This window comes from Variovorax sp. P4_B11 (assembly GCF_056402355.1).
The window spans coordinates 84,952-102,969 of record NZ_JBFUHO010000022.1 but is presented as its reverse complement, the minus strand read 5'-3'; the positions used below and the strand labels follow the sequence as shown (position 1 = coordinate 102,969).

The following is an 18,018-nucleotide window of genomic DNA, read 5'->3' as shown; positions in this document are numbered from 1 at the left end:
CATGCAAGGCAATGTCCCTGTCGTGATCGTTGGCGGCGGCCCGGTGGGCCTGTCGATGGCGATCCTGCTGCAGCGCTTCAACATCGAATTCGTGCTGCTCGAGCGCAACCCGACGACGACGACCCATCCCAAGGCGCGCGGCACCTACACACGCACCATGGAGATTTTTCGCCAGTGGGGCATCGATGGCCTGATGAAGCGCCACGCATTGCCGGATGGCGCCGACTTCTTCTCCTTCTGCGAGTCGATGACCGGCCACGAGTGGGGCCGCACCCATCCCGAGCCGAACGTGGGGCACTCGCCCTGCTGGAAGATCATCCAGTCGCAAGACACGGTGGAGATGGAACTGCTGGACCACGCGCGCAAGAGCGAGGTCGGCCGCTTCCTGTTCGGCCACGAGTTCCTGCATTACGACGAGGGTATCGAAGGCATTGCGGTGACCGGCCGAAACGTGGACACCGGCGAAACCACGACCTGGCGGGCCCAGTATCTTGTCGCCACCGACGGTGCCACCAGCACGGTACGACGCCAGGCCGACATCGAGATGCGCGGTCCGGCCGCACTGGCCGTGATGGCCAACGAGTTCTGGCAGGCCGACCTCTCGCATGTGCGCGACGCGGCCACCTGCGCCGGCTGGCGCGTGTACGCGAAGGATTCGCCGTTCCCCATCACGACCGTGCTCAACACCAACGGCAAGGATCGATGGCTGAGCCTGCTGCCGGTGGGGCGCGAGGTAGACGAACGCATCGGCGAGCGCAGCGACGACGAAGTGGTGAGCCTTGCTCGCACCGTTGCGGGCGTGCCCAACCTGGATGTGAAGGTGATCAACCGTTCGGTGTGGCGCATGAGCCGCCAGGTGGCCGCGAACTTCCGCAAGGGGCGCGTGCTGCTGGTGGGCGATTCGGCGCACCGCTTCCCGCCGAACGGCGGCTACGGCATGAACTCCGGCATCCAGGACGCGCACAACCTCGCCTGGAAGCTGGCCTTCGTGATCACGGAGCGTGCCGGCGCGCGTCTGCTCGACAGCTACGAGCGCGAACGGCGCCCGGTTGCCGAATCGAATGCCGACTTCAGCCTGCACAATGCGACGCGTTTCATCCAGTGCGATGAAGCGCTGCGTTCGGGCAACCCGGATCGCATCGGCTTCTGGATCCGCGACAGCGACAACCACACTCACAGCATCGGTCAGTCCTTGGGCTTTTGCTACGAAGACGGCGCTGTCATCCCCGATGGCACCGGCAAGCACGTGATGCAGGCGCGCTGGTACGAGCCCGGTGACCGGCCGGGCGTGCGCTTCCCGCACCTGTGGCTGGATCTCGCGCGGCGCCACACCACGCTCGACTGGTTCGACCAGGCGTTCGTGCTGGTGGCGGGGCCGAAGGCGGACGGGTGGATGGAGGCGGCGCGTGCCGTTTCCGGCAAGAACGGGCGTGTGGTGCAGGCCCGCCAGCTGGACGACACGCACGAGAAGGACGGACTGTTGCTCGGCCTGCGCGGCGCGGTGCTCGTGCGGCCGGATGGGCATGTGGCATTCCGCATGCCGTGGATGCCGTCGGATCCGGCCGCCGAGCTCTCGGCCGTGCTCGCCAGACTGCTGGATTGATGCCATGCCCGTCACCGCGCTTCATCACTACACGATCCGCTGCACGCCGGACGAGCTGCCGCCGCTTGTCGACTTCTACACGCGCGTGATGCGCCTGCATGCCGGGGCGCGACCGGAGATCCCTGCGCCGGGCGCGTGGCTCTATGCGGAGGGCCAGCCGATCGTGCACCTGTATGCGCATCTTGCACAGCCGGACGCCGCGATTCAGCCAGCCACCGGCCACGTCGACCACATCGCGTTCCGCTCGCGCGGGCTGAAGGAGATGCGGGAGCACCTCGGTGCCTTGGGCGTGCCCTTCGCCGAGGCGCCGATTCCGGGCTGGGACATCCACCAGCTGTTTCTCCACGATCCGCGCGGGCTGAAGATCGAGATGACCTTCTGGATGAATCAGGAAGAGGGTGTGCCATGACCGACTTCGTGCAGGCGGGCGAGGTGAGCATTGCATTCGAACGCGAGGGCCAAGGCCCGGCGCTGGTGCTGATGCACGGCGCGGAGGCCTCGCGAAACATGTTCGCCGCATTGGTGCCGCACCTGTCGAAGCACTTCACCGTGATCTCCTACGACCAGCGCGACTGCGGCGACACGGCAGCGCCCGAGTGCGCTGCCACGCTGGCGGAGCTCGCGAACGACGCGCAGCAGTTCATCAAGGCGCTGGGGTTCAAGCGGGCGCACGTGTTCGGCTCTTCGTTCGGCGGACGGGTGGCGCAGGCGCTGGCGCTGCTGCATCCGCGGTCGGTCGATCGACTGGTGCTGGCCAGCACCTGGCCGCTGCCGCGGCCCTACGAGGAGCTGTGCCCCGGCGCGCGCCGCCTGGCCGAGTTGCGCAATGGCTTGCCCGGCACGGCAGCGGAGCTCGCAACGTGGTTCTTCCCTGAAGCCTTTCTCGCGCGGCGGCCGGAACTGCGGCGCGTGTTCGCGAATGCCCGGCCGGCATCGGCGCGCTCCGCACGTCGGGCCGCGACCGTTGCGACCACGCTGAAGAACGGCGTGGCGGACATCGTCGCGCCAACCCTGGTGCTGGCCGGCGAACTCGATCGCGTGGTGCCGCCCACGGTGACGCTGGCGATGGCGGGGCGCATCCGCGGCGCCGACGCCGTGTTGCTGCCGGCCATCGGGCATGTGGCGGCGATACAGGCGCCGGAAGTTCTCGCCCACCACATGGTTCGCTTCTTGACGCCCGAAGGAGTCCACGCATGACCACGACCCTGATGCAGCCCGCACGCGCAAGGAATTCGGGACGACGGCCCGACTACATCCGTATCGAGGGCCTGTCCAAGACCTTTGGTGGCGGCAAAGATGGTGTGCTCGCGCTCCAGCAGATCGATTGCACCATCGAGCAAGGCAGCTTCGTCACCATCGTCGGCCCCAGCGGGTGCGGCAAGAGCACGCTGCTGCGCATCCTGGCCGGGCTGCTCGACTACCGGGTCGGGCGCGTGGTGCTCGACGGCCAGCCGATCCACGGCACGCGGCGCGATGTGGGCGTCGTGTTCCAGAGCGCCATCCTGCTGCCTTGGCGCACCATTCTCGACAACGTGATGCTGCCGGCCGAGGTGCTCGGGATCGACAAGAAGCAGGCGCGCGAACGCGCCATGCAGTTGCTGCACATGGTCCGGCTCGACGGCTTCGAGCACAAGCTGCCGCGCCAGTTGAGCGGTGGCATGCAGCAGCGCGCCTCGATCGCCCGGGCGCTGCTGCACGACCCGAAGATCCTCCTGATGGACGAGCCCTTCGGCGCGCTGGACGCGATGACGCGCGAACGCATGAACCTCGAGCTGCAGCGCATCTGGATGGAAAGCGGCAAGACCGTGGTGCTGATCACGCATTCGATCCCCGAGGCCGTGTTCCTCGGCGACAGGGTGTTCGTGATGTCACCTCGCCCGGGCACGCTGGAGCGCGTGTTGCCCATCGACCTGCCGCGGCCGCGGACGATGGAAGCGATGTCGCATCCGTCGTTCGCATCCGCGTCTGCTGCGATCCGCGAGCGCTTCTCGCATGCCGCTTCGTTCGACTGAGCAAAAGGTGCTGCCATGACGACTGCCATGATGACCTCCGATTCCGCCCCGCAGCCCGACGTGACCGCCGCCAGGCCCACGAAGGCGCAGCGCCCGCGCCGCGCCGGCCTGCTCGCGTCCACGCGCGTGCAATCCATCCTGTTGCTCGTCACGCTGCTCGGCGCGTGGGAAGCGGCCGTGCGGCTGTTCAAGGTGCCCCGGCACCTGGTCCCGCCGGTCAGCGACATGGCGGTCGCACTCTGGCGCGGCCTGGCCACCGGGCCGATGGCGAAGGACGGCTTCTGGTATCACGGCGGCGTCACCGTTGCCGAGATCCTGTTGGGCTTCCTGATCGGCAGTGGCGTCGGCCTGGCGATCGGCATCGTGGTCTCGCAGATGCCGAAGCTGGAGGCGTTGCTGGAACCCTACGTCGCCGCGCTGCAAAGCGTGCCCAAGGTGGCAGTGGCCCCGATCATCGTGGTCTGGCTCGGGTTCGGCATCAGCTCCAAGGTGATGATCATTTGCCTGCTCACCTTCTTCCCGGTGCTGGTGACCAGCATCGCGGGCTTCAAGGCGGTGGATCCGGACCGCATCGACCTGCTGCGCTCCTTGTCCGCCACGCGCTGGCAGATCTTCCGAAAGGCCAAGTTCCCCAGCGCGCTGCCCTACGTCTTCGCCGGCCTGAACATGGCCGCCGCCTTCAGCGTGGTGGGCGCCGTGGTGGGGGAATTCGTCGGCGCGCAGGCAGGCCTGGGCGTGCTGATCCTGCAGATGGAGGCGCAAGCCGACACCGGCGGCAGCTTCGCGGTGTGCGTGGTGCTCTCGGTGATCGGCATTCTGATGACCGGCGCGCTGCGCCGCGTGCAGCGGCGAGTGCTGCACTGGATGCCCGCGGACACCTCGCAGCGCACGGTGAACGTCTAGAGCCTGTTTTCTTCAACGCGGCCGGCGCAGCGCTGGCAAGGAGTGGACCATGTTGACACGACGCGAATTCGGCCTTGGCATGGGCGGCCTGGGACTCATGGGAGGCCTGCCAGCCCTGGCGCAGAACCTGCGGCTCATGAAGGTGGCGAACACCGCCGCGGTCAATGACCCGCAGCAGTGCTTCGTGACCGCCGGACAGTCCCCGAAGCTGAACTTCTACAAGCCCGGCGGCGTGGACGTGGAGTACGTCAACATGTCGAGCATGACGCAGGCGCTGCAAAGCCTGCGCGCCGGCCACGTGGACTTCGGCCCGGCAGTGCCCGGCATCCTTCTGCCGACGATGGCCAAGGACCCGACGCTGGACCTGGTGAGCGTCTACAAGTGGCTGCCGCGCAATGCCAATGTGATCGTGGTGAGGCCGGGCAGCCCGATCAAGACGGCGGCGGACCTGGCGGGCAAGCGCATCGGCGTGCGCAGCCAGGGCGACAGCGGGATCGTGATCACCAAGACGATGCTCGCCGAACTGGGGCTGAGCGACGACAAGTGCGAGTACATCGCCATCGGCGACGGCGCACCGGCCGGTGCGGCGATCGACAACGACCGGGTCGATGCGATGGTGGCCTTCGACACCGCCGCAGCGCGCGTCGAACTGGTGGGCACCAAGCTGCGCTATGTGCCGCTCACGCCCAAGTTCGATCAGGTCGGTTCGGGCTGGATCTGCGTGCCGCGCAAGCTGCTGAAAGACGAACGAAGGAGCCTGGTGGCCCTGTTTCGCGGCATCGCCAAGTCGACGATCTTTTCGCACCACAACATTGACGCCGGCATCGACCTGCACTGGGCCGTGTATCCCGAGAGTCGTCCCAAGGGCCGCAGCGAGGAAGATGCGCGGAAGGAACTGGCGTTCATCATGAAGGACCGCAAGAACAGCTGGATGCGCCGCTCCGACGACCCGGACCAGCGCATGGGCGCGTCCTCGCTGGCCGAGTGGCAGGCCAACATCGAGATGGCCGCCGAGAGCAGCAAGAACCGCAAGCTCGCCGAAGAGCTTGGCGATCCGAACCGCCTGTTCACCAACGAGCTGATCGACGAGATCAATGCGTTCGACAAGCAGGCGGTGGTGGAGATGGCGAAGTCGTTCAAGTTGTAGACCGAGTGTTGCGACACAAGCCGACTGAATTGGTCAGCCATCGCTATGGACGATCCTGGGTGAGGCGCGCGCCTCCAGCTTGCGAGCAGCGGCCATAGTCACCGGCGCTTGATTGCCTGTCGCGGGTCCTCCGGAGGTCATTTCGCCATGAGCTATGCCGTCGATCTCGTCTCCAGAATGAGCGCAGAGCCGGGAAAGACGCGCAGGACCGCAGCGACCTCGATCTGTCCGCCGAATGGCGGGTGGCGCTCGTCTGTCAGCTGGTCCTCCATCGGCGCAGGGCCAAGCCCCGACGGCAGCAACACACGGGTGTCGCCCCAGGCCGCGGGTCCCAGCGCAAGCCGTTGCCCGTGCCCTGCGCGGTCGAGCAGCGCGAACAGCCGCACCACGATCACCACCAGCACCCGGCCCTCATGGCGGCGCATGAAGGCGATGACGTGCTGCGCGCGCTCGCCTTGCACCTCGAGCGGCTCGTAGCTGCCATCCCGGAACAGCGCGGGCCAGCGCTTGCGCAGCGCCAGCAGACGCCAGATCAGCCACAGCTTGGCGCGGCCGTCGGAAGGCGCGGCTGCCAGCGCCCGCAACGCGGCTTCGCGTTGCGGGCCCGATCCGAGCGCTTCCAGCGCCTCCAGCGCCTCCAGCATGCGCGCGCGCTCGTCGTAGTCCACCGGCCGCCGGTTGTCCGGATCGACGAGGCTGAGGTCGATCAGCTCGCAGCCCTGGTACAGATCCGGCACGCCGGGCGAGCTGTACTTGAGGAGAGTGAGGCTGATGCCGTTGAGCGCGCCATAGCGGTCCAGCGCGCCCACCACGATGCGCAGTTCAGCCAGGAAGTCGTTGCCCTGGCATCGCCTCAGCACGCCGCGCACGAAGCGCTCCAGCGCCGCTTCGTAGCCGGCGTCGGGGCGGGTCCAGCTGGTGCCGGTCTTGCCCTCCCGGGCAGCCTTGCGCATGTAGCGCACGATGCGCTGGGCGTACGCTTCCTGCTCGGCCGCATCGAGCGCCGGCACCGGCATCGTGCCGAGCAGCGTCTGGTAGAGCAGGTACTCGTGCATGGCCGACACCGGCCCGCGCAGCGGCGCGTTGAAGCGCGCCCAGCGCCGCAGCGCGAGGCGCCACAGGCCCGGCAGTTCGGACAGCACGTCGATGCGCAGCCGCACGTCTTCGGCGCGCTTGTTGTCGTGGGTCGATGTGGCCAGCATGGTCTGCGGCCAGCGCCGCTGGCGGTCGCTGCTGGCCGCGTGGAATTCCGCCACCGAGATGCCGGGCCGGTCCGGCTCGCCGCCCACCTCGTTGGCCGAACTGAGCGGAAAGTAGCGATAGAAGGCCGTGTCCTCGACGCCCTTGGCGGCCACCGGCGCGCTGAACTGCTGGAAGCGGCGGGCCAGGCGAAGCGCCTGGCGCCGGGCCGCGCGGCCGTGGCCAGGCGCCCGGCCCAGCAGGGCTTCGCGCACGAAGTCGAACACCGAGGGGTCGGGCAGCGCGAGGCGCTCTCGCGCCGCGGCGATCGCCTGGTCGACAAAGCGCAGGTCCTGATCGGCAACGTCCTCGGCGTTGTAGGTGCGGTAGACCGTCAGGCTGGCCGCCACGGTCGCCAGCACCTCGCGCAGCGTGTTGAGCGAGTGGTCGCGGGTGCTGCGGTGCGCCTTGCCGATCGCCAGCAGAGCGATCGCGAGCACTTCGAGGTCGGAGGCCAGCGTGGCGCTCGCCACCTCGCGCTTCGACGCGTAGACGATCTCCGCGAAGGGCCTGGCGACTCCGGTGAAACCGCGCCAGATCCGCAGCAGGCGCCCGGCGGCGTGTTCGTCCACCAGCACCGCGTTGGCCAGGTTGGCGAATCGGTAGCCCGTGGTGCCGTGCACCGCCCACGAGACCGGCACGTCCTCGTTCGGTGCCGCGATCTTCTCCGCGACGACGTACAGCGGGCGTTCGGGGCGGCCATCGGGATCGGTGCCGCGCGGCGGCAGACCGGCGCGCGCCACGAAACCGTCCTGGAGCCGCTCGAAATAGTGCGCCGGGTCCTGCAATCCGTCGGGATGGTCGATGCGCAGGCCGTCGACCCAGCCGCGCGCGGCCAGGTCGAGCGCCATCGCATGCGTGGCCTCGAACACCGAGCGGCGCTCGGTGCGCAGCGCCGCCAGCTCGTTGACGTCGAAGAAGCGGCGGTAGTTGATCTCGTCCGCCGCCGCCCGCCAATGGGCGAGGCGGTAGGCCTGCAGTTCCAGCAGCCGGTGCAGGGCGTCGCGCTGGCCGCTGCCGTTGAGCGCGTCGACCGCCGCGGCGATCTGCTGCGCCACCGCAGGGCGGGCACCAGCGAGCAGCGCGAGCCGGGCCTTGAGAAGCGCCTTGTCGCGGGCTCGTTCGGCGATCGCCTTCGAGCTGCGGCGGTGCATGGCGGGCAAATGGCGCAGCGCGGTGGCGATGCCGGCGAGCGGAGCGCTCGCGTCACCGGAGCCCAGGCGGGTGCATGCACGGTCGAGAATGACGGCCACGCTCTCCGGCGCCAGCGGGAAGCGGTGCTCGAAATAGCCCAGGTGAAATTCGCCGCCTTCGGCATTCCACTGCAGCTGCAGCTCGCCGCGCTCCAGCACCCGACCGTAGTGATCTCCGAGCACCGGCAGCAGCACCTTGCCCGCCAGGCGCGGCGTCAGCGGCGTCCAGTCGATGTCGAAATGCCGGGCGTAGCGCGAGGCCATGCCGTTCTCGAGGACGTCCGACCACCATGGGTTGTCGTCGCCGAGCACACCCATGTGATTCGGCACCAAGTCGATCAGCTGGCCCATGCGGTGCGCCTTGAGCGTCGTCGTCAAGCGCTCGAACGCGGCCAGGCCGCCGAGCTCGGGGTTGATCTCGTCGTGCGCGACGACGTCGTAGCCATGCATGCTGCCGGGCCGGGCCCGATGGATCGGTGAGCAGTAGACGTGGCTGATGCCCAGCCGATCGAGGTAGGGCACGATGCGCGCGGCATCGTCGAAGGTGAAGCCGGCGTGCAGTTGCAAGCGGTAGGTGGCGCGGGGAACGCGTGTTCGGAACGGCTGGTTCTCGGCGTCGCCTGGACGCTCGCGCGGCCGGGTGCGCGCCATCGCTGCGCACAGCCGCTGCATCTGTGGGCGGCCCCAGATCTCATGCAGTCCGGCGCCGTACTTGCGTTGCCAGTTGGGATGCTGGAAGGTGGTGCCGGGGAGGTTGGGCTGCTCCATCTCGCCGAGCGCATCTTCGAGCTGGACCATCATCACGCTCGAAGGTGCGGTTGCCAGGAAGGCGTGCAAGGCCGCCACGGCGTCGGCGTCCAAGCTGCCGGCCTCGGCCGCCGCCACGCTCTCCGGCGGCAGGGCCTGCTGCTGCCGCACCGTCTCGAGCAGCTGCGTACGGTCCTGCTTGCGCTCCTGCACCAACTGCGCGTACGCGGCGGCGTCGGGAACAAGGCCGAGCTCGAAACGTACGCGCAGGTCATGGGCCGACCACCAGCCCGCGAGCGTCGGCAGGTCGTGGGTGCTGACCGCCACCACCGCCTCGCGCGGATAGGCCGCCGGCACGCGGAAGGCACCATCGGGCTCGCGCTCGAAGTACAGCAGCCGGTACGACGGCACGCCGTACCTGCGCATCGCGTCGCGCATCGCATCGGGCACTGTACCGAGGTCCTCGCCGATCACCAGGCAGCGGTGGCGCTGGCTCTCCAGCGCCAGGATCGCGAACAGCTCGTCGACCGGATAGCCGACATAGCTGCCGTCGCGCGGCGTGCCGCCGGCCGGAATCCAGAACAGGCGCAGCAGCATCATCACGTGGTCGATGCGGATCGCACCCGCGCCGCGCATGTTGGCGCGCAAAGCTTCGATGAAGGCCGCGTACCGGCCTTCGCGCAGGCGGTCCGGGCGCAGCGGTGGAAGGCCCCAGTCCTGGCCCTGGGTGTTGAAGATGTCGGGGGGCGCGCCGATGCGCACGTCGAGCGCGAAGCTCTCGCGATGGCGCCAGGCGTCGGAGCCGCCGCGGTCGACCGAGACCGCAAGGTCCAGGTAGAGCCCGATCGCCATGCCGAGTTCGGCGCAGCGCGCGCCTGCGGATTCGAGCTGCCGCTCGGCCTGCCATTGCAGGTACTCGTGGTAGCCGATGCGCTCGCCGTGCGCGGCCGCGAAGGCTGCAACCGCCGCGCCACCCGGATCGCGAAAGGCCTCGGGCCAGGCCGGCCAGCCCCAGACCGCCGGGTCCGCCGCATGCAGGTGCGCTTGCAGCGCCTCGAACAGCGAATGCTGACGCAAGGCCTCGCCGCCGCGCTCTCGAAAGCGGCTCAGAGCCTCGACCTCTGCATCTCCCGGTGCACGCTCGAGAAAGCGTTGGTAGAGCAGTTCGAGCAACTCGTGCTTGGCCGCGCAGACGCCGGCATGGTCGATCAACGGCGCGGCGCGAAGTCCGGCCAGCCGCGACTGGAACGCCGGCGAACGAACCCGGCCCTGTGCCGCGGCCGAGGCCCGGAAATCCGGCACCGCCTCGACATCGACGTAGAGCACGTTGAGCTGGGCCCGCGACGAGGGGCTGTAGGGGCTCTGGTGCCCCGGGTTGTTCGGGAACAGCGCATGGAGCGGATTCAGCCCGACCAGATCCGCGCCTTCGCGGGCGGCCCGGACCACGAAGTTCGCGAGATCGCTGAAATCGCCGAAGCCCCAGTTGCGTTCCGAGCGCAGCGAATGCAACTGCAGCGTGAAGCCCCAGATCCGCCCGCCGCGCTGCAGCAGCGCCGGCTGGTGGCAGCACGAGGGCGCGCAGACCAGCAGCGTCTCGCCCGGCAGCCCGACGATGCCCAGGCGGTGGTAGCCCATCGGCAATGCCAGCACGATCGGCAGGTGGAAGCGTCGATGCGTCACGCCATCGATCTCGCTCTGTGCCTCGGCCTGCAAGGTGTCGCTGTCGACCACGCCCTCATGGACGGCGCCGGTCTCGTCGACCAGCCGCCACTTGAATCGAGTGGTCGAGACCGGCAGTTGCAGCAGCACTGTGAAGTGCGTGCTGCCAGCGGCGACCACCTGCACCGGAGGCAGGGTCTGCTGCCAGTTCGCGCGTTCCGCGGCCGTCTCGGCGGCCGACGGATCGCCGGCCGGCAGGTAGCCGGCATCGCGCAGCAGCGCGGCGAGCGCCTCGGGCGCCACCGCCTGCCAGCGACCGAAGCCGTCGCGGTAGCCGGTCGCGACGCCATGACGCTCGCAGAGACGGCGCAGCGCCTCGGCCTCATTCATCTTTGCGTTCCTCCAGCGTGGCGCAGACGCCGCCCGGCGCCAGCCGCAGCGCGGCGCCGGGCGGATGCGCCTCGCCGACGCGCAGCAGGTGGATCGCGCGCCCGGGCGGCCAGGCCACCTCGGCCTCCACCGCGCCGAAATTGGCGACCAGGTGCAGCAGGTGCAGCGTGGCGGCGTCTTTCGCGTCACCGGCGTCGAGCTGCCACACCATCCGGAGCGCATCGCCCTCGCAAGACCATTGGTGGTTGCGGCAACCGGCGCCGAAGCGCGGCGCCAGCTCGGTGCGCCGCACCCTCAGCACTTCGCGCGTCTGCGCGAGCGCCTCGGCGTGTGCGGCTTGCGCGCGCTCGCATGCATCGAGCCGCGACGACCGGAAGGTGGCCTCGTCGTTCGGATCGGGAATGCCCGAACGCGCGGTCTCGTCGGCAAAGGCGGCGAAGCGTCGGAACTCGGCGCGCCGGCCGGCGGTGACTGCCGCGGCCAGTTCGGCGCCGAAGTCGCAGAAGTACTGGAAGGGCGTCGAGGCCCCGTATTCCTCGCCCATAAACAGCATCGGGGTGTGCGGCGACAGGAGCACGCAGGTGCGCGCGGCCATCAACAGCACCGGGTCGGCCAGCGCGTCGATGCGCTCGCCCATGGCGCGGTTGCCGATCTGGTCATGGGTCTGGAGGAAGGAGACGAAGGCCCCCAGTGGCAGGTGCGCGCAAGGCTCGCCGCGCGGCTCGCCGCCGCGGAAGGCCGAGGGCTGGCCGCTGTAGACGAAGCCCTGCGCCAGGGCGAGTCCGAACTGCGCGAGCGGGCGCTGCGCATAGTCGGCGTAGTAGCCGTCGGCCTCCCCCGTGAGCAACACGTGCGCCGCATGGTGCAGGTCGTCGTTCCATTGGGCGGTGGCGACCCGCGGCAGGCCGTCGGCATCGCGTTCGAGCCGGTGCGCCTGGTTCAGGTCGTTCTCGAGCACCACGTGCACATGCCGGTGGCGGCCCGGCCCTTGCTGCAGCGCGGTGCAGATCTCCTCGACGATGGGCGGCATCGAGTCGTCGCTGATCGCATGCACCGCGTCCATTCGGAGGCCGTCGAAACCGTATTCCTCGATCCAGTAGAGCGCGTTGTGGACGAAGAAGTCGCGCACGGTGCGGGCCTGGTCGCCGTCGAAGTTGATGGCGGCCCCCCAGGGTGTAGTGAGCGCAGGGTTGAAGAACTCCGGGCAATAGGCATGCAGGTAGTTGCCTTCGGGTCCGAAGTGGTTGTAGACGACGTCGAGCAGCACCATCAGGCCGAGGTCGTGCGCGGTCTCGACGAAGCGCTTGAGCTCGGTCGGCGTGCCGTAGCTGCCGTCCGGCGCGAAGGGCAGCACGCCGTCGTAGCCCCAGTTGCGCTGTCCGGGAAAGTCGGCGATCGGCATCAGCTCGACCGCGGTGATGCCGATCTCGGCCAGCTCGGCGAGTCGGGCTCGGGCGGCGGCCAGGCTGCCCTCGGGCGTGAAGGTGCCGAGGTGAAGCTCGTAGAGCACCGCTTCGTTCCAGGGGCGACCGGTCCAGGTCTCGTCGCGCCATGCATGGGCCAGCGGGTCGACCACCTCGCTCGGGCCGTGCACATCCTCCGGGTTGCGGCGCGAAGCCGGGTCGGGCACCCGCAGGCCGCCGGGCATGCGGTAACGGTAGCGGTCGCCCGCGCGTGCATCGGGCAGCGTCGCCTCGTGCCAGCCGTCGGCGCTGCGCTGCATCGCGTGGTCCCGCCAGCCGTCGCCGTGTGCGCACTCGAGCACCACGTTGTCGATCGACGGCGCCCAGAGCCTGAAACGCACGCCGCCGCGGTCCAGTACCGCGGCGCCGAAGGGCATCGCGTGCGTGCGCTTCATGATGCGGCCAGGCTGCGGCGCAGCAGCGCCAGCGATCGGCCCTGCAGCGGGTAGCGGGTCTCGGCCAGCAGCAGCGAGAGGGCGCTCTCGCGCGCAGTGTCGATCACGCGGGTCCAGCGGTCGCCGGGGCGGGTCGGCATCGTGAATGGCAGGGGCTCGTGATAGGCGTTGAGCAGCAGCAGGAAGTCGTCGTCGTGCTGCTGCTCGCCGCGCGGCCCGACATCGGTGATGCCGGTGCCCGAGAACAGCATGCCGAGGCAGCGCACGTGCTCGCCCCCCCAGTCGGGCGGCGTCATCTCCTGGCCGTCGGGCCGCAGCCACACCACGTCCTTGGGCTCGCCGTCGCCGGCCGGTTGGCCGCGGAAGAAGCTGCGCCGACGCAACGATGGATGCAGCCGCCGCACCCGGATCAGCTGGGCCACGAAGTCGCGCAGCGACTCGGCCTCGGGTCGCGGCGTCCAGTCGAGCCAGCTGAGTTCGTTGTCCTGGCAGTAGACGTTGTTGTTGCCATTCTGCGTATGGCCTTGCTCGTCGCCCGCCAGCAGCATCGGCACGCCCTGCGAGAGCAGCAGGGTGGCCAGGAAGTTGCGCTTCTGGCGCTCGCGCAGGGCGTGGATCTCGGGGTCGTCGGCCGGACCCTCGGCGCCGCAGTTCCACGACAGGTTGTTGCTGCTGCCGTCGCGGTTCTCCTCGCCGTTGGCCTCGTTGTGCTTGTCGTTGTAGGAGACCAGGTCGTGCAGCGTGAAGCCATCGTGGGCGGTGATGAAATTGATGCTCGCGTGCGGCCCCTTGCCGGACCAGCCGTACAGATCCTGCGAGCCCGCCAGCCGGTGGGCGACATCGCCGACCACGCCGGCATCGCCTTTCCACCAGCCGCGAATGCCGTCGCGGTAGCGGTCGTTCCACTCGGCCCAGCCGGGCGGGAAGTTGCCGACCTGGTAGCCGCCGTGGCCCAGGTCCCAGGGCTCGGCGATCAGCTTGACCTGGTTGAGCGTCGGGTCCTGGCGGATGGCGTCGAAGAAGCCGCCCAGGTTCTCGACCTTGCCGGCTTCGCGCGCCAGCGCCGAGGCGAGATCGAAGCGGAAGCCATCGACATGCATCTCCTCGGCCCAGTAGCGCAGCGAGTCCATCACCAGCTGCAGCGCGCGTGGGTGTTCGAGGTTGACCGTGTTGCCGCAGCCCGTGAAGTCGTCGTAGTAGCGCGGCCGCTCGGCGTTGGCAATGTAGTAGGAGGCGTTGTCGACTCCCCGCATCGACAGCGTCGGGCCGAGGTGGTTGCCCTCGCAGGTGTGGTTGTAGACCACGTCGAGGATCACCTCGATGCCGGCGGAATGCAGGGTCTTGACCATGGTCTTGAACTCCTTCACCTTGCCCGAGGCGCTGTAGCGCACCTCGGGGGCGAAGTAGCCCAGCGTGTTGTAGCCCCAGTAGTTCTGCAGGCCTTGCTCGGCCAGGTGGCGGTCGTTCAGGAAGGCGTGCACCGGCAGCAGCTCGATGGTGGTCACGCCCAGGCGTTGCAGGTAGTCGATCACCGGCGAGCAGCCGAGCGCGGCGTAGGTGCCGCGCAGGTTCTCGGGGATGCGCGGGTGCTGCATCGTGAAGCCGCGCACGTGCAGCTCGTAGATCACCATGTCCTGCCAGGGCACCTCCGGCCGGCGGTCCTCGCCCCAGGTGAAGGCGGTCTCGAGCACCCGGCCCTTGGGCATGAAAGCGGCGCTGTCGCGGCGGTCGAAGGAGAGATCCTGGCGTTTGCTGCCGACCGCGTAGCCGTACAACGCGTCGCTCCAGCGCAGCTCGCCCACCAGATCCTTGGCATAGGGGTCGAGCAGCAGCTTGTTCGGGTTGAAGCGGTGGCCTTCCTCGGGCTTGTAGCGGCCGTGGATGCGCAAGCCATAGGCCAAGCCGGGCCGCGCCTCCGGCAGGTAGCAGTGCCAGACATCGTTGGTACGCTCGCGCAGCAGAATGCGCTGCCGCTCGTGGCGGCCCTTGTCGTCGAAGATGCAGAGCTCGGCGCGCTCGGCGTGCTTCGAGAAGATCGCGAAGTTCACGCCCTGGCCATCCCAGGTGGCGCCGAGCGGATAGGGCTTACCGGGCCAGACGGCGGACAGCGGCGTGTGGAGGCGCTTCGTCATGGGTGCGGTCGATCGTCCTGGTGGGAGCGCGAAGGCCATACGGTAGCAGGCGGGCTGGCGTTTCGCACGCTGTTGCGCGGTTGTTGATCATGCCCCGTTGGCCGCGCCGGCGACGCCGCGCTGCCGGATTGATCGCAGCTTTCGTTTCGACATCGAGGTCCCTTGCCGCGGCTGCAATCGGCGACTGCATCGGATTGCCGCCACATTTGTTACTCCCGGCCTTCGATTTCCGGTGCCAAACTGTCTCACGGCCAGCATGGAGCGATGCGCAGCGAATGGATTCACGCTTCAGGCCCGAGGCCGGGAATTCGCCCTGTCAGGAGATTTCAGCCATGACCATGTCAACCGAGAACGGACGGCAAGGCGGACCGCTTGCCATGCACAAACCGGCGGTCGTGTCGCCGCAGGCGTGGGAGGCGGCCCGCGAGCAGCTGCTCGTGAAGGAAAAGGCCCAGACCCGCGCCCGCGACGCCCTGGCCGCCGAGCGCCGGCGAATGCCGTGGATGGCCGTGGAGACGGCGTATGCATTCGACGGGCCTGCGGGCAAGGCCAGCCTGCTCGACCTGTTCGACGGTCGGCATCAGTTGATCGTCTACCGCGCCTTCTTCGAGCCGGGCGTGTTCGGCTGGCCCGACCACGCCTGCCGGGGCTGCTCCATGGTGGCCGACCAGGTCGCCCACGTCGCCCACCTGAACGCCCGTGACACCACCCTTGTCTTTGTCTCGCGTGCATCTCAGCCGGACATCGCGCGGCTGAAGGCGCGGATGGACTGGGAGATTCCGTGGTTTACCCTCACCGACAGCTTCGACGCCGACTTCGGCGTGGACCAGTGGCATGGCACGAACGTGTTCTACCGCGACGGCGACCGCGTGTTCCGCACCTACTTCGTCAACAACCGCGGCGACGAGCAGATGGGGAACACCTGGAACTACCTCGACATCACGCCGCTGGGCCGGCAGGAGGTCTGGGAAGACTCGCCCGAGGGCTATCCTCGGACGCCGACCTACAAGTGGTGGAACTGGCACGACAACTACGCCGCAGACGCAGTGCCCGACAAGCAGTGGGTCGAGGTGTCGGACGCCGGAGAAGCGGCGTTCCGGAACGAACACCCGAACACAAAGCCGTGAGCCCGTCCAGGAGCGAAACCCTTCGGGACGCTACGCCGCCTGCCGCCGAAGCGCATTCTTCCTGCGCACTTGGAAAAAGAACGCCATCAACTGCCAAGCCACGAAGAGGCCGACCAGGGCCATCAGGGTGCCGCTGATGGGCCGCGTGAAGAAGGTACCGAAGCTTCCGCGGCTCAGGAGCAGCGCACGGCGGAAATTCTCTTCCAGCATGGGGCCGAGGATGAAGCCCAGCATGAGCGGGGCGGCGTCCAGCTCGAGTCGCATGAACATGTAGCCCATCAGGCCGAAGGCCGCCGTGATGTAGAGGTCCTCCAGGTTGTTGTTCACGCTGTAGGTCCCGATGCAGCAGAAGAACAGGATCGACGGGAACAGCACGCTGTAGGGGATCTTGAACACCGACAGCCAGTAGCGCACCAGCGGCACGTTGAGCACCAGCAGGAAGACGTTGCCCACCCACATGCTGGCCACCAGGCCCCAGAAGAGCTCGGGGTGGCTGGCGATCATGTTCGGCCCCGGCTGGATGCCCTTGATGATGAAGGCGGCCAGCATCAGCGCCATCACCGCGTTCTCGGGGATGCCGATGCTCATCAGCGGGATGAAGCTGGTGCGGGCGGCCGCTTCGTCGGCCGCGGCCTGACCGGCCACGCCCTCGATGCAGCCGCTGCCGATCTCATGCTTGTACTTGCTGACCTTCTTGTCGAGGGCATAGGCGGCGAACTGGGCAATGGTGGGCCCGCCGCCGGGCAGGATGCCCAGGAAGGAGCCGATCACGCTGCCGCGCAGGGCACTGGGAATGATCCGCTTGAACTCCGCCCAGGTCGGGATCAGGTTGATCTTGCCGTTGAAGGGCGAGCGCTCCTCTTTGGAGTCGAGGTTCTTCGTGATCTCGGCGATACCGAAGCAGCCCAGTGCAATGCTCACGATGCCGACGCCGTCGACCAGGAAGGGCAGGTCCATGGTGAAGCGCGCCGTGCCGCTGTTCACGTCGGTGCCGATGGTGCCCAGCAGCACCCCGATCATGCACATGGCCAGCCCGTTGAGCAGGCTGCCGGTGGTGACGAAGCTCACGCACACGAAGCCGACCATCATCATGGCGCAGTAGTCTGCCGGACCGAACAGGAAGGCCACTTCGCCCAGCGTCGGCGCCAGGAACGCCAGCACCAGGATGGCGACGGTGCCGCCGATGAAGCTGGAGACGCCTGCGGTGAACAGCGCCAGCCCGGTCTTTCCCTTGAGCGTCATCTGGTAGCCGTCGATGCAGGCCACGATGCTGCTGGCGTGCGGGATCTTCATCGTGATGGCGCTCACGCTGTCCCCGTATTGCGCGCCGTAGTAGATGCCGGCCAGCATGATGAGCGCGCCGGTCGTGGGAATGGAATAGGTCAGCGGCAGCAGCAGGCTGATCGTGGCCAGGGGACCCAGGCCGGGCAGCAGGCCGACCAGCGTGCCCACCGTGCAGCCGATGGCGCAGAACAGCAGGTTCTGGAGGGTCAGGGCGTGTGAGAAGCCAAACGCCAGGTTGTTCAGGACGTCCATCAGTAGAGGGGCAGGTTCAAGCCGAGGAGTTTTTGGAGGACCAGGGCCATTGCGACCAGGCCGGCGGAAATCTTGACGTTGCGCACCCACGAGTAGGAGCTTCCGGCCAAGGTCGAGCAGAACACCATGAACACGATGCCCGCGATCATGTTCAGGTAGGTGGAGATCAGCGCCAGCCCGCAGAGGCTCGTCATGATGATGGCGATGTTCCTGAAGTTCAGGTTCAGGTGCACGCGCTCGACGAAGAACGATCGGACCACGGTGATCCCGCCGATCAGGAGCAGCATCGCGCTCACTACGGCCGGAAACAATCCGGGCCCCGCGCGGCTGAAGTCGCCGATCGGGTAACGCAGCGACTGCAGGCCGAAGGCGAGCGCGATCGCGATGAGGAATACACCTCTGACAAGATTTCTATTCATAGGCTGAAGACGAGGTTGTGACCAGGCACCCGGCGTTCCGTTTGTCCATGCCG

Annotated in this window: 12 protein-coding genes; 7 read left to right on the top strand and 5 right to left on the bottom strand. The window is 68.2% G+C overall.

Going from position 1 to position 18,018, the window contains the following annotated elements; all coding sequences use genetic code 11:
• The first annotated feature begins 1 nt into the window (after position 1).
• Genes AC1DYD_RS20215 through AC1DYD_RS20190 form a run of 6 tightly spaced genes read left to right on the top strand, consistent with a single transcriptional unit; the run spans position 2 to position 5,665 of the window.
• Positions 2-1,603, top strand: a complete 1,602-nt coding sequence (locus AC1DYD_RS20215; RefSeq protein WP_478174540.1) for an FAD-dependent monooxygenase — start codon at positions 2-4, stop codon at positions 1,601-1,603.
• 4 nt (positions 1,604-1,607) lie between these two features.
• Entirely contained in the window at positions 1,608-2,012 is a 405-nt protein-coding gene (locus AC1DYD_RS20210; RefSeq protein WP_478174539.1) for a VOC family protein, read from the top strand.
• On the top strand, positions 2,009-2,800 hold the full coding sequence (locus AC1DYD_RS20205) for an alpha/beta fold hydrolase (protein ID WP_478174538.1): 792 nt from the start codon (positions 2,009-2,011) through the stop codon (positions 2,798-2,800). The genes AC1DYD_RS20210 and AC1DYD_RS20205 overlap by 4 nt, the downstream gene beginning before the upstream one ends.
• Complete coding sequence (locus tag AC1DYD_RS20200; RefSeq protein ID WP_478174537.1) at positions 2,797-3,615, top strand: ABC transporter ATP-binding protein; 819 nt, start codon at positions 2,797-2,799, stop codon at positions 3,613-3,615. Before AC1DYD_RS20205 ends, AC1DYD_RS20200 begins: the two co-directional genes overlap by 4 nt.
• 15 nt (positions 3,616-3,630) lie before the next feature.
• Positions 3,631-4,518: an ABC transporter permease gene (locus tag AC1DYD_RS20195; RefSeq protein ID WP_478174536.1), complete on the top strand. Its 888-nt coding sequence runs from the start codon at positions 3,631-3,633 to the stop codon at positions 4,516-4,518.
• Between the two features lie 49 nt (positions 4,519-4,567).
• The gene (locus AC1DYD_RS20190) at positions 4,568-5,665 is read left to right on the top strand and encodes an ABC transporter substrate-binding protein (RefSeq protein ID WP_478174535.1); all 1,098 of its coding nucleotides are present in this window, start codon (positions 4,568-4,570) and stop codon (positions 5,663-5,665) included.
• A 152-nt stretch (positions 5,666-5,817) separates the two neighbouring features.
• Here AC1DYD_RS20190 and AC1DYD_RS20185 read toward each other — a convergent pair whose 3' ends face one another.
• The 3 genes from AC1DYD_RS20185 to glgX are packed head-to-tail and all read right to left on the bottom strand — an operon-like array spanning position 5,818 to position 14,883.
• On the bottom strand, positions 5,818-10,893 hold the full coding sequence (locus AC1DYD_RS20185) for a malto-oligosyltrehalose synthase (protein ID WP_478174534.1): 5,076 nt from the start codon (positions 10,891-10,893) through the stop codon (positions 5,818-5,820).
• Positions 10,886-12,751, bottom strand: coding sequence for a malto-oligosyltrehalose trehalohydrolase (treZ, locus tag AC1DYD_RS20180; RefSeq protein WP_478174533.1), 1,866 nt, complete (start codon positions 12,749-12,751; stop codon positions 10,886-10,888). The genes AC1DYD_RS20185 and treZ overlap by 8 nt, the downstream gene beginning before the upstream one ends.
• The gene (gene glgX, locus AC1DYD_RS20175) at positions 12,748-14,883 is read right to left on the bottom strand and encodes a glycogen debranching protein GlgX (RefSeq protein ID WP_478174532.1); all 2,136 of its coding nucleotides are present in this window, start codon (positions 14,881-14,883) and stop codon (positions 12,748-12,750) included. The genes treZ and glgX overlap by 4 nt, the downstream gene beginning before the upstream one ends.
• Before the next feature lie 332 nt (positions 14,884-15,215).
• Between glgX and AC1DYD_RS20170 the strand changes: the two genes are divergently transcribed.
• Positions 15,216-16,010: a DUF899 domain-containing protein gene (locus AC1DYD_RS20170; RefSeq protein WP_478174531.1), complete on the top strand. Its 795-nt coding sequence runs from the start codon at positions 15,216-15,218 to the stop codon at positions 16,008-16,010.
• A 30-nt stretch (positions 16,011-16,040) separates the two neighbouring features.
• Here AC1DYD_RS20170 and AC1DYD_RS20165 read toward each other — a convergent pair whose 3' ends face one another.
• Together AC1DYD_RS20165 and AC1DYD_RS20160 are read right to left on the bottom strand one after the other, a co-directional pair.
• Positions 16,041-17,546: a tripartite tricarboxylate transporter permease gene (locus tag AC1DYD_RS20165; protein WP_478174530.1), complete on the bottom strand. Its 1,506-nt coding sequence runs from the start codon at positions 17,544-17,546 to the stop codon at positions 16,041-16,043.
• The gene (locus AC1DYD_RS20160; RefSeq protein ID WP_478174529.1) at positions 17,546-17,965 is read right to left on the bottom strand and encodes a tripartite tricarboxylate transporter TctB family protein; all 420 of its coding nucleotides are present in this window, start codon (positions 17,963-17,965) and stop codon (positions 17,546-17,548) included. Before AC1DYD_RS20160 ends, AC1DYD_RS20165 begins: the two co-directional genes overlap by 1 nt.
• Positions 17,966-18,018 lie beyond the last annotated feature (53 nt).